Source organism: Paraburkholderia bannensis NBRC 103871 (genome assembly GCF_000685015.1).
Lineage (GTDB): Bacteria > Pseudomonadota > Gammaproteobacteria > Burkholderiales > Burkholderiaceae > Paraburkholderia > Paraburkholderia bannensis.
Map to the genome: position 1 here is coordinate 440,349 of NZ_BAYA01000001.1, position 13,415 is coordinate 453,763.

Below are 13,415 nucleotides of genomic sequence, written 5' to 3' on the forward strand. Positions count from 1 at the left end.
TCCCTTGAATGTGCTTCCTGCGCGCTCACGCCGCCTTGTCGTCGGCGACATGGACGCTATCGTCCCAACCAAAGCTTCCCAGCGTCCGCTCGACAATCCGGCGCACCGTGAGACCATCGAGAATCTCGAGTACCGACACGGCTACGCCGAGATCCCGATCCATCAGCAACTGAATCTCCGTCGCCATCAGCGAATCGACGCCGTAGTCGAGAATCGGCCGGTCTAGCGCGATGCTCTCCATCGACATATCGAGCTCGTCGGCAACCAGCGCACACACGAGCCCCGCGAGTACCGCGAAGCGCTCGCGCGGCGCAAGCGCTTCGAGTTCTTCCCGAAGCCGCTCGCGCGTGCCCGTGTCGGCGCTCAAGTCGGCTGCGATCAACGCAGCAAACCTTGGCGATGTGCCGCCCAGCGTTTCGAAACGCGCCCAGTCGGTCCAGTTCGTGATCAGCATGACGCCCAGTTGCACGACGTCGCGCGCCAACGCGCGCTCAAGCCAATGCAGTGCCTCTGCGGTTTGCATGCCGCGCAGGCCCATGTAGCGCATGAATTGCGCGAGCTTCTCGTCGCGCGCGATGACGCCCGTATCCTCGATGGCGCCCCAGTTGATGCTCGTCGCCGGCAGGCCCAGCGCGCGGCGGCGCCAGGCGAGCCCGTCGAGGAACCCGTTCGCCGCGACGTAGCTCGCCTGCCGGCTGTTGCCGACGAGATTGGCGATCGACGAATAGAGCACGAAGTAATCGAGTGGCAGCGCAAGCGTGTGCTCGTGCAACAAGCAGGCGCTCAGTGCTTTCGCGCGCATGACACGGTCGAGCGACACGGCAGAAAGCTCGCTGACCGGTTCGTCGATGATCACGGCGGCAGCGTGAAATACGCCGCGCAGTGGTTGAGGGCGGCCGTGCAACATTTCGAAGAGATCGCGGACCGCGCCGGCGTCCGAGAGATCGCTTGCGACGCAGGTCACGTCGACGCCTTGTGCCTCCAGCGCTTCGACAAATGCACGCCGCTCGGGCGTGGTGGCACCGCTGCGCCCGGCCAGCACGAGGTGACGCGCTCCTCGATCGACCAGCCACGCGGCCGTTTTCTGCCCGAAGCCGCCGAGCCCGCCAGTGACGAGATACGTGGCATCGGCGCGCAAGGCTATCGCTTCGTGAACCTGGACCGGCAACGCCGCCGCGCCGCTATCGAAACTCACGATCATCGAGAGATCGGCCTGCGGCATGGCGAGCTTGCGCGTGGCGAGGTCGGCGAGCGAGACGGGCAATACGTCCGCCGCCACAAGCTCGCCGCGCGCGGCGCGCGCCACGGCATCGCGCAAGGCGGCATCGAAGCTCGTGCGGCCGGCGAGCGCAGCCAGGTCGGCACGCAGCACGAACGACGCAGCCGCAGGCGCCGCGAAGGGCATCGCGTGCGCGGCGATGTCCACCAGTCCCCCACCCTCGGCAAGCACACGCCAGCCGAACTGTTCGCCCCATTGCGCAAGCGGCGCGACGATCGCGTCGAAACCGGCGCCGGCCGTGTGCGACGCCATGAGCTCTTCGAGGACATCGCCGCAAAGCACAGAGCCGTTATCGCCTGACGGCGCTCTCACGACCTCGACCCCGCGGCGTTGCAGCGCCGCCGCCACGGCGACACCGAGCGGGTGGGGCACCACCAGCACGCATGCGCCCGGCCCGAGCGCCATCTGTTGCGCGAGGCGCTCAGCTACCGCCGCCCGCACCGCCGCGAAAAGTACCGCGCGCGGCGCAACGTCGGCCGGGAGCTCGACGACATGGAAATCGCGATGCGGGCCGTGCACATGGCTCGCGAAGTCGGCAGGCACAAGACCGTAGACACGCATGCCCACCTTCAGGTCGACCACGCTGGCACCGACCGCGCTAACCGTGCCGATCGCCTCGACGAAACGCCCGTCGAACGCCTCGGACGTCGACGCATCGAGTTGCCGCAACGTGAGCCCGAGATGTTCGACGCGCAGTTCGACGTCGCCCTCACCCAGCGTGACCGGCGGCGTTTCGACAAGCTTGACGAGCCCCTCTCCCGCTTCATTTTCCGCAAGCGGACGCACCAGCACGCGACGCGCCTGCGTGAGCGGGATCGGCGATATACGCGCTTGCGTTATCGCAAGGTCGTTGCTCAACTGGCTGACGTAGCGCTGTCCAGCGCGAATCGCGACTTCATCTTCCGGCGCATCGCAGAGCAATTCGAGCATGGCGCTATCGAAGTCTTCCATGCTCGCCTCGACCGACAGGTCGATCGTGCTGAAGCGCATGCCTTCGATCTCGCTGAACGCGACGCGCGCAAAACCGTTGAGCGCGGTTTGGGCCGGCTCGACGGGCGCATCGCGCTCCGTGAGCTGGAATGCACCTTGTGTCATCACGTAGGCGCGCGGTCTGGACTCGGCGGAACGTAACGCAAGCGCACGCGAGACCTGCGCCATGAACGTCAGCGCCTGTGTGCCGACGGGGTCGGCGCTCGCCAACTGGGCAGGCGTGCCGTTGACGAACACCACGCCATCGAGCGGCCCGATCTCTTCCAGCGCCTGCGCCAGATCGCCGGACGAATCGGTTCGTACACCGTAGCAATTGCCCGTTGCGCCCGCCGCATCGGCAGCATGTAGCCGTACCGTGCCGAATGCCCCGAATGCCTCAAGCGCCCTTGCCACACGCACGCCGCGCGTGCACCCACGCGCCTCCACGACGAGCCACCGGCCCATCCGGCGCGGCTCACCACGATGCCCCGCTTCCGACCACGCGTACTGCACCATTTGCAGCTTGACCGGGTCCCCATGGCTGTCGGTCCGCCCGGGCTTCGCCGCCGCAGCGGTCACGCGAAGGCCGCGCAGTACCGCAAGCACGCGGCCATCGTCCGCGATGATCCGAAGATCGGAGTCGATATGCCGCGCGGTGCGCGCCACCTCGGCGGCATGGCACCAGTAACGCGTGGGAAGCGCGTCGACCAGCAGGCGCAACTCCTTGATGGCAGTCGGCAGCCACGTCGCCTGATGGTCGTCGAGCATGCCGACGAGCACCTGGAAGCAACCGTCGAGCATCGCGGGATGCGCGCGATAGCCATCGCTCGCGAGATCCGCGGGCAGTTCAACGCGTGCCAGCACGCTGCCGCGCTTGTCCCCGCGATAAAGCGCGCGCACCGGCTGGAACGCGGGGCCGTATTGCAGACCCAGCCGGGCGAGGCCCCGATAGAACACGGCAGAGTCGCACGTGTCGGTATATTCCTCACGCAACGCAGCAAGGTCGACATCGGCGCGTTCAGCCGCGACCAGCGCATCGAGAGTGCCACTCAGATGCAACTGCCCCTCGCCGATCCGGCCGGTCTCGCTGCTACGCACGCTGAGCGTGCGCGTCGAATGCTCGAAGGCTGCGAGATAGTCCAGCGCGCGATCCGTCGAAAGCACGAGCGGTGCGTGGATCGATACGTCACTCAGACGCCAGCCAGGCGCATCGGCGTGCAGCGTCGCAGCCGCCTCCAGCATCGTTTCGAGGTAGCCAGCCGCCGGCATGATCGCGGTGCCCGAGACCACGTGGTCCCGTAGATATGCCAGCGCCTCGTGCTCTAGATCGTTGAGCCAGACATGAGTGGCCGGATAGAACTCGCAGCCCAGCAACGGCCGGTCTGTCGAACCCACGCGCTGGTACGCGGCACGCTCCGTTTCCAGCCAGAGGCGTTCGCGCTGCCAGGGATAGTTCGGCAGCGCGACAAAGCGCCCTTCGCCGTTGAGCGCGCGCCAGTCGATGGGCGTCCCGCTAGCGAAAATCTGCGCCACGCTACGCTGTACGCGCGCGCGTTCCGGTTCCGTACGGCGCAGGGTTTCGACGAGCCGCACCTCCTTCGCGCGCGCCTGCGCACATTCCCGGATCGCGCTCGCCAGCACAGGGTGCGGACCGACCTCGACAAACGTCGTATAGCCTTCGTCGAGCAGCGATTCGATCGCCGCCATGAAGGCGACCGGCTCGCGCACGTTGCGCGGCCAGTAGCCCGCGCCAAACGACGGCCCGCACGCCCGCGCGCCCGTCACGGTGGACCAGACCGGCAAAACCGGCTCGCGGCCGGCCACCGGCGCCAGGGCGGTTTCCAGTTCGCCGAGAATGGGCGCCATCAGATGGCTGTGGTAAGGAACCTCGACCGTCAGCAGACGATGGAACACGTCGCGCTCCGCGAGTTGCGCCGCGAGTTGCCGGATGGCGAGCGTCTCGCCAGCGAGCGTAATCGTTGCCGGGGCATTGATCGCCGCGATCTCCACCCGCCCGCCGAACGGCTCAAGCAGCGGCGCGAGTTCTCGCGCACCGAGGCCCACGGCGAGCATGCTGCCGGTGCCGGCAAGCCGGGCTTGCAGGCGGCTGCGCGAATGACTCACGCGCAGCGCATCTTCGAGGCTGAGCGCGCCGCTCACACAAGCCGACGTCACTTCTCCCACGCTGTGGCCGACCACGGCGCCCGGCGTCGCGCCTGCCGCGCGCAGCATCGCCACGAGCCCCCATTGCAGGATGAAATTGGCCGGCTGCGCGAATTGCGTGCGCGTGATCTGCGACTGCGCTTCGTCCTTGAGCATTTCCGTCAGAACCGAAAAGCCCGCGATACGCTGAAAGATAGCGTCCGCTTCATCGACGGCGCGGCGGTACACAGGCTCCTCGCGATACAACTGCTGTCCCATCGCCCACCACTGCGGCCCCATGCCGGTGAAGACCCACACGGACTCCTCGCGCCCCATCGCAGGCTGCTGGCCAGCAACGACACGCTCGGACTTCTCGCCGCGCGCAAGTGCATCGAGCCCCTCGCGCAACGCCTCTAGATCCTCACCGATGACCACCGCGCGATGACTCAGCGCGGCACGTCGATGCGCCGCTGAATGGAGCACGTCGGCAACCACGGTATCGGGCTGGGCGAGCATCGCGCCATATTGCCGGGCGAGTGCGCGCAGCGCGCCGGGATGGCGAGCGGAAATCGGCAAATAGAGCGGAAATCCTTCGAGACGCGGCATGCGGTCACGGGCATTGTCCCCGCAGCGGGGTACCGGCGCCGAGCGCAGCACCACATGGGCGTTGGTGCCTCCGTAGCCGAAAGAATTCACCGCGACCAGACAAGGCTCGCCGTCGGCGGCGAGCGTCGAGGGCGAGTCCGCGAGCCGCACACCGAGTTCCTCGAAGCGGATGCCCGGATGCGGCGTTTGCAGATTGCCGAGCGCAAAAACCTCGCGATGCTGGAGCGTCAGCACAGCCTTGATGACACCAGCCACACCGGCGGCGGCTTCGAGATGGCCGATGTTGCTCTTGACCGAGCCAATCGTCACCCGCTTGTCTGCACTTCGGCCAACACCATAAATCCTGCCGATCGCTTCGGCCTCGATTGGATCGCCCACTGCGGTGCCGGTGCCGTGGCACTCCACGTAGCGGACCTCGGTGGGATCGATGCCATGACGCTCGCAGACTTCGCGGATCAAGGTGCTCTGCGCCTCGCCACTGGGCATCGAGATACCGGGCGTGCGGCCGTCGGAATTCACCCCCGCGCCCGCAACCGTGGCGAGAATCGTGTCGCCATCCGCGAGCGCCTTCTCCAGGGTCTTGAGCAGGACGATGCCAGCGCCTTCCCCACGCCCGTATCCGTCGCCGCGCGCGTCGAACGACTTGCACTGGCCATCGCGAGACAGAAACTGCCCCTTGCTCATGCCGATCGCGTATTCGGGCCGTGTCATGACATTGGCGCCGCCAACGACGGCCATATCGCACACGCCAGCCCAGATGTCCCGGCACGCGTAGCTGAAGGCAACGAGCGAGGACGAGCATGCCGTATCGATCGAGAGACTCGGCCCGCGCAGATCGAACATATGAGAGAGGCGATTCGACAGCATGGTCATCATCATGCCGGCCGCGGTATTCGCGTTGTGACGCGCCCGGTTGGCTGTCTGCATCTGCGTGACCATGTGGTCAAGCATGAAGCCGCCCATATACACCCCGACGTTGCGCCCGGCATGCGCGGTGAGGTCGAGACCCGCGTTCTCGAATGCTTCCCAGATCAGTTCGAGCAGGAGACGCTGCTGCGGGTCGATATTCTCGGCCACGCGCGGCGGCAGATCGAAGAACTCGCCGTCCATCGCGCGGATATCCTGCTGGAGGAAATTGGCGCGGTCGACATAGGCCCGCCCTTTGGCGCTTTCGTCCTTCGCGTAGTAGCGCTTCGCGTCCCAACGGTCCGCCGGCACCGGGCCGGCCGTCACCACGCGTTTGCGCATGCCGTTGAGCAACAACTCGAGATTGTCGAGTCCTCCGGGCAAACGGCATGCCATGCCAACCACCGCAATTTCTCGCATTTTATTTGTTTCCATTCCTAATCAATCGAAAAAGAAGCGCTGGACACCCACCACCGACAGTGTTCAGCCAGCTCCCCGAATCCCGCGCTTCCTCACGCGTCGTTACCGATAGAACGCCGCGAGAACCTGCACACTGCTGCGCTCGGACATCGCGCCGTAGCGGTCCCAAACCGGGCCATATTGCGTCTGCAACTGCAACGCCACATCGAAGCGGTCGAAATGCCGACGGACCTCCAGCCACCCCTGACCGCCCCCGCCCTGGTCAAACTGCCCGAAGGCCGAAACATCGACCCGCCGCACAACGGCGTTACGCCAGATCGCCATCGCAAACACTCCATATCGCGTAGGCAACTCCTGTGCGGTGACGCTCCCCTGCACGGCCCGGCCCCAGGCCATCGGATTCGTCGCGGCAAGCGTGCGCCACTGCGCCGGGCTGGCACCCGCGCCGTTGGTCTGCAACTCGAGCGTCAGCGCAAGGTTAGTCGTCGGCAACGTCCACGTCAGACCGCTCGCCGAACTGACCCGAAACGCCGAATCGCCATTCGTACCCATCGTGCTTGCGATCAACGAAGGCCGGCGTCCCATGGAAATCTCCGTGTAGCCAACGACCGCATTACCGAACAAGCCACTGAGATTCATGCCGAACTGCGGCGCCTGCCCTTCTTCGCCGTATGCAACCACTTGCGGCTGCAACGAAGCGCCCATGCGCTGGCTGCCAACGAACATCCACCGGCCGATGCTGTTGGTCCGCTCGAGCGTGCCCGACGCCTCAGGGTCGCCCGGCTCCATCCGGCTGGCTAGCCGCGGCGAGAAAAGCATCTGCGCCGAGCCCGAGTCCCACACCTGCTGCCCGCGCACGCCGATCGTTCCGAGCCGGTTCGTGCGCCGACTGAGCGGATCGGGCGACACATCGAGATCGACCGCGCCCGCCTTGAAAAAATCGGTCGGGTTGTAGCCGAACGCCACACCGACGCGCTGATTCATGCGCCCCACGTCGAGCGTCGTCAGCTTGCCCGGACGCCAACCCACGTAGGCCTCGCGCAAGAGGCTCTCTGTATGAGCCGGCGCCGCCGCCGATGAAAGCGGATCGAAGCGGTCGAGCCGCCACGACGCGTTGACATCGAACTGCCCGGCCAGTGTCTTTTCATAGCGCAGGTCGAGCGAAGCCTGATTGCGCCAGGCGCCCCCACCGTCGCGCAGATCGGCATATCGCACCGCATCCTGAACACTCAATGCGAGATCCCGGCTACCGGATGACGACGACGGCGCCGAACCAGCACTGACGGGCGCAGGCAGAACGGGCGGAAGATCGGTCGTGTCGCTTGCGCGCTGCGCCGATGGATTCGCACCGTCTGCGGCTTGCGCACGCCCGGCCAACGCAGCGTTGTCTGCCGCCTCGGCGGGCATAACCTGATCGTGCTGATCGTGCTGATCGTGCTGATCGGCGAGGCGCAAGGCGGCGTCGATCGCATCGTCCCGAGCGGCGTTTGCAGCTTCACCCGCCGACGCGGCCCGCGACACCAGCGATGCCGTACCGATGAGCGCGGCCAACACGAGTACCCTTGTCCTTCCCTTACTCATTCCGGCCGAAACCGCGCGAGATAGTCGCGCTGCATCCAGGCATCGGGGATATCTCGCCACGCGTAGTTATCGAAACGCATGACCGTGACCCAGCCCGAATCGAGGCCGTCAATGATCACGACCTCGGTCGGACGCATGGCGCCGAGTTCCTGCTGATAACGGCGATAGAAGGCCGTTTTCAGCAATCGATCGCCGTCCGCATAGAAACGCGCTTTAACGGGACGCGCATTGCTCGCGTCGAGCCACATGTCGATGCGGCGATAAATCAGATTCGGGGTCTTGCCCGCGAGCGACAACCGGTAGCAGTGTCGCGTCTGACGATCACCGTCCATCACGTCTTCTTCGCCCACGAGCGTCGCGGCGTAGTCGTGTGAAAAATTCGCGGTCACGACATCTCCATTGGACTCCTGACCAAGCAGACGCTGGTCGGGCGAAATGCGCAAGCTTGCCTGATTGGCGGGGTCGTAAAACCAGAGGTCGTCACCGCTTTTGAGCATCAGCTTGCCGACATCGCGCGCTGGCGCGATGAAGCGCACCAGTGTGCGAAATGTGCCGCCACCGCTATCGGGTTTCGTATAGATCGTCAGCGCGTTGCTGTCGATCTCTTTGCCCGCCCGGTACTCGGTCAGCGCGGCATTGAGCAAGAATGATTGGCCCGGTACGCGAATGACGTCGCTTGCCGCCAGAAGCTGCTGGCCATCTGTCGCGGAAAAAGCCGGTGTCGTAGTTGCGTACACCAGGAAAAAACAGATCGAATTAAACCAACGCAGCCGCATGGCCATCTCCAGTACAAAACGTGTCGAACTCGCTTCACACATGACGCAACGCATCGACGACCGACAGACGCGCTGCCCTGTGCGAAGGCCACCATGCCGACAGCGCCGCGACAAGCGACAGGCAACCGAAAACCAGGCCAATCTGTCGCCATTCCCCCCAGACGCGCACGGAGAGCGGCACGGAGTCGACCCGCGCAGGCGGGGTCCACGTGAGCCCGCTGTGATTGACCACCGCGGCGATACCAACGGCGACGAGAACGCCAAGCATCAGGCCTTCGCAGACGAATAGCTTCTGGATGCCGCGTCGCCGCATCCCCATCGCGCGCAACGTGCCGATCTCGACCGTGCGCTCGACCACCGCCGTGCTCATGGTGTTGCCGACCACGAACAGGACGATTGAGCTCACCAGCGCGAACATGAACCCGAAGATGACCGAGAACATGCTGTTGGTCTGCCCATAGGACGGATTGAGTGTTTCGAAGTCCTGCACGTCGAGCGGCTGGTCGCCGAAGCTCGCGGCCAGGATCTGGCGGATGCGCTCGCGCGCCATGGGAAGTTGTGCCGTGTGTCGAAGCTGCACTTCGATCGCCGTCACGCGCGGTTCGCCCCCGCCGTAGACGAGTCGCTGCGCGCGTGGCAGATGCACGGCAAGGTAGATGTCGTCGAATTCCTTGACGCCCTGCTGAGCCACACCGACGACATCGAAACTACCCACATTGGGTGCGCCCTGCGCCGCCGCAGCGAGTACGTCGATGCGCGCCTGGGGCGCTGCCGGGCGCGCGGGCGCCTCGGCCGCCACCAGCGCGAGCAGCTCAGAGGGTGCCGTAGAAGCAGAGGCGCCGGCAGGGTGATCGGCGATCACGTCATCCGACGCGCAGCCGGTCAGATGCAGCGGCTCGCAAAGCTTCAGCACGCGCGCAAGGCCAAAACCGGCTACGGCCGCATCGGGCTGGGTGCCTGCGAGCGGCGACGAAGCGGCGGGTGCCCCCAGGCCATAGTCGTCCCACTGCTGCATGCGCGCCTGATCCGTGGCAATGGCCCCCTCCACAACGACCGTGCGCGTCACGCCCGCGTCGAAATTTCCCGCCACGCCACCGAGTTCCAGCGTGGGCGTGATGACGGTGACCTCGCTACGCAGTGCTGGATCGCCTTGCAGCGCTTGCACGATGCGCGTGTAATCGCGTATGCCGTAAGCACGCGAGTTGCCGCTGCCAAACAGGTAATAACCACGACGCTGGATCTGTAGATGACCGCTGTTGCGCACGATATCGGACTGCAAGCCGAGCGTGATGTCTGTCGTGAAGCCACCGAACAGCAGGATGGCGCAGACCCCGACGATCATGGCGAGCAGCGTGGCGATCGAGCGGCGCCGATTGCGCTGAAGGTTGCGCAACGCCAACAGGAGAGTGGCAATCATGCCGCCCCCTGCTGCGCAAGACTCACGTGATCGACGACGCGGCCGTCGCGAATGCGCACGATATCGTCCGCCGCATCCAGAACGATCGGATCATGCGAAGAGACGATGAACGAGACGTCCTGCTCGCGCTGAAGGCGCCGCATCAACGCGATGATCTGCGCACCCGTCTGGCTGTCGAGACTCGCGCTCGGCTCGTCGGCCAGCACCCATGCCGGGCGCGCCGCCAGCGCACGCGCAATCGCGACACGCTGGCGTTGACCGCCAGAAAGCTGCCCTGGCCGATGACGGGCCTGGTCGGCAATACCCACTTGTTCGAGGAGATCCATGGCTCGGCGGCGGCGCATGTCGCGCGGCACGCCAACCATCGCCAGCGGATACTCCACATTTTCAAGTGCGGAGAGAACCGGCAATAGATTGAAGGTCTGGAACACGTAGCCGATACGGCGTGCGCGAAAGTCGGATCGCGCGTCATCGGACAGACGCGCGGTATCTTCACCTGAGATCACGATGCGGCCGCTGTCGGGCTGATCGATACAGCCGATCAGGTTCAACAAGGTGGTCTTGCCGCTCCCGGATGGGCCGCTGAGTACCGTCATGCGGTTCGCGGCAATTTGCAGGTTGACCTCGACAAGACCCGCTATCTGGACGTTGTCGAGACGATAGAACTTGCTGACCCGTTCGATCAGAATGCCTTTGCTGGTCATTTAGTATGTCTTATTGATAGTGGCGAACGTTCTTGTTGAACGTACTGACCGCTATTCACCGCTTTAGATAGCCCGTAACGGACACACTGCGTTGCCCTGATAGGGTCACCCAATCGAAACGTCAATCCCCGTGATCGTTTCTGCGACCTGCTTCGTTATAGCTTCCGGCAACAAGGCGAGTGTATCGCCCCCATAACGGGCCGATGAATAAGAAAATTCCTATTAAGGGGCAAGTCAAAGGCAAAGCAGGAACGTGCCCTGAGACTCGATTTAAATAATTCGGAATACAGATTATTTACGGGAGATTTGGAGAAGATATTCAGATATCGTCCAGACGGCCTGAGCAGGCATCAGACCGCGAGTCCGAAGGAAAAGACCCGCGTGAAACAGCGGCACGGCGCATTGTCTGAGCGCCGGCCGCTTGTACCGCTACATCACCACGCTTGCGCGAGCGTGGTCCACAGGAAGCGGAACACCAGCGCATCGTATTGCGCACGTTCCAGCGCATCGCTGCCCGGCCCGTGGCCGCCATCGGTATTCTCCAGATACCAGACGTTCGCATGCCCCTGCTGCTGCATGCGCGCGACCATCTTGCGTGCATGTGCGGGATGCACGCGATCGTCGCTCGTCGAGGTCGTGAAAAGTACATCGGGATACGCTACGCCCGCTTTCACGCGTTGATACGGCGAGTACGCAGCCAGCGCCTGTGCTTCTTCGGCATCCTCAGGATCGCCGTATTCGTCGATCCACGACGCGCCCGCATGCAGCAGCGGATAACGCTGCATATCGAGCAACGGCACCTCGCAGATCACCGCGCCGAACAGTTCGGGACGTTGCACCATGCACGCGGCGACCAGCAGCCCGCCGTTGCTGCCGCCGCGAATGCCCAGTTGCGGCGCGCTCGTGAAGCCATCGGCGACCAGTTGCTGCGCGACCGCGATGAAGTCGTCGAACGAGCGCTGCCGGTTCTCGCACTGCGCCTGCGTATGCCAGGACGAACCGTATTCGCCGCCGCCGCGAATGTGGGCGATGGCGATAATGCCGCCCTGTTCCAGCCAGCCGATCCCCGAGCCCACCAGATATTGCGGCGTGAGCGAAATTGCAAAGCCGCCATACCCCTCCAGCAGGCACGGCAGCGGCTTGCGCGCGCCGCCTTCCAGCGCATCGCGCGGGCCGATCACCGTGAACGGCACCTGCGTGCCATCGGCCGAGCGCGCATGCGAGCGGATCACGGTGAGCGGCGCGGCGTCGAACTGCGTCGGCCAGCGATCGAGCAGTTCCCACGTCTGCAGATCCTCTTTCGCGAGATCCGCGAGCCAGTACTCGGGCGGCAACAGGTAATCGTCGACATCGACAAAGACTTCGTCGTTGAGCGTGTCCTCGATCGGCGACACCTCCACCTGCGAACTGGCGCGTCCCGGGAACAGGCGCGATTGCCATGTCCACGTACCCTGCGCCTCGACCGGTTGCCAGAGCTTCGTGCGGCTTTGCACGTCGTCGAGCCACGACACGATCAAGACGTTCTTCGTATAAGTCCAGTCACAGGCGGACGTCACCGGCGTGGGCGTGAAAAGCGCCGTCACATCGCGACCGCCCGCAACGAACGCGTCTTCCCGAATCGCGAGCAGCGAGCCGCCTGCATACGTATGCGTGCCCAGCGTCCAGTCGAGGCGCGGTTCGAGCAGCAGCCAGCCATGCCACGCGCCCACGGCCACATGCGACGGCACGTCGTAGAGCTGCCACTGCCCCTGGGCATCGAGACGATATGAATATGAATCGAAGAAGTCGACGCTGCGCACCACGTCGTGACGCTGCTCGATAGGATCGTAGTCGCCTTCCACGCTGATATCGTCGAATTCGCCGCGAAACACCACAGCGGCGTCGGCGAGACGCGTACCACGGCTCCAGCGGCGCACCTCGCGCGGATAGCCCGAACGCGTAAGCGTCTTCTTGCCGTGATCCCAGCCCACGTACACGGTATCGCGGTCGATCCACGAAATCGTGTGCTTGCCTTCTTTCTCGATGGCAAAGCCGCCGTCGACGAACACGCGCCGGTCGAGATCGAACTCGCGCACGATCACAGCGTCGGCGCCGCCATCGGAGAGCTGGATCAGCGCGCGGTCGCCATCGGGATAAAGGATATCGATGCCCGCACACACCCAGGGCACGCCCTCCTCTTCGCCGAGCGCGTCGAAATCGATCAGGCTGTCCCACTGCGGGCGATGCGCCCGCCAGTCGGCCCATTTCGCGCGGCGCCAGAGACCCTTGGGATTGTCTTCGTCCTCCCAGAGGTCGTAGGCCCACTCCTGCCAGCGAGTGGGAATCACGGGCCGCTCACGCGGCAAATAGGCCTGCGCAAGGCGCTTCTCCAGCGCCTCGAAACGCGCGCCGCCCTGCCACGCGGCACGCGTGCGCGCGTTCTGCTGCTCGACCCACGCCATCGCGGCGGGATCGTCGAGCTCTTCGAGGGACAGGAAGGGATCGGCCTCGGCGGGCCAAGGAGAAGTCACGGGCATAGTGGTTATCGACAGGAAAACAGCGTCGATTATGCCCCAGCATGCGCGAAGGTCTGCGCATTGCCGCTTATGTGCAGTGGACGCAGCGATCACAGGAAC

At 64.8% G+C, this 13,415-nt stretch carries 6 protein-coding genes; all 6 read right to left on the reverse strand.

The window, feature by feature from the left end; all coding sequences use genetic code 11:
- Window positions 1-25: 25 nt before the first annotated feature.
- On the reverse strand, window positions 26-6,322 hold the full coding sequence (locus BBA01S_RS01955; RefSeq protein ID WP_027814965.1) for a type I polyketide synthase: 6,297 nt from the start codon (window positions 6,320-6,322) through the stop codon (window positions 26-28).
- A gap of 102 nt (window positions 6,323-6,424) precedes the next feature.
- The gene (locus BBA01S_RS01960) at window positions 6,425-7,729 is read right to left on the reverse strand and encodes a hypothetical protein (protein WP_027814966.1); all 1,305 of its coding nucleotides are present in this window, start codon (window positions 7,727-7,729) and stop codon (window positions 6,425-6,427) included.
- A gap of 170 nt (window positions 7,730-7,899) precedes the next feature.
- A complete protein-coding gene (locus tag BBA01S_RS01965; RefSeq protein ID WP_027814967.1) occupies window positions 7,900-8,679 on the reverse strand; it encodes an outer membrane lipoprotein-sorting protein in 780 nt (259 codons plus the stop codon).
- A gap of 34 nt (window positions 8,680-8,713) precedes the next feature.
- Window positions 8,714-10,093 carry an ABC transporter permease gene (locus BBA01S_RS01970; protein WP_027814968.1) on the reverse strand — a complete coding sequence of 460 codons (1,380 nt, stop codon included), beginning with the start codon at window positions 10,091-10,093 and terminating at the stop codon, window positions 8,714-8,716.
- A complete protein-coding gene (locus tag BBA01S_RS01975) occupies window positions 10,093-10,800 on the reverse strand; it encodes an ABC transporter ATP-binding protein (protein ID WP_027814969.1) in 708 nt (235 codons plus the stop codon). Before BBA01S_RS01975 ends, BBA01S_RS01970 begins: the two co-directional genes overlap by 1 nt.
- Window positions 10,801-11,234: 434 nt before the next feature.
- Window positions 11,235-13,316, reverse strand: a complete 2,082-nt coding sequence (locus BBA01S_RS01980; RefSeq protein WP_027814970.1) for a prolyl oligopeptidase family serine peptidase — start codon at window positions 13,314-13,316, stop codon at window positions 11,235-11,237.
- Window positions 13,317-13,415: the final 99 nt, after the last annotated feature.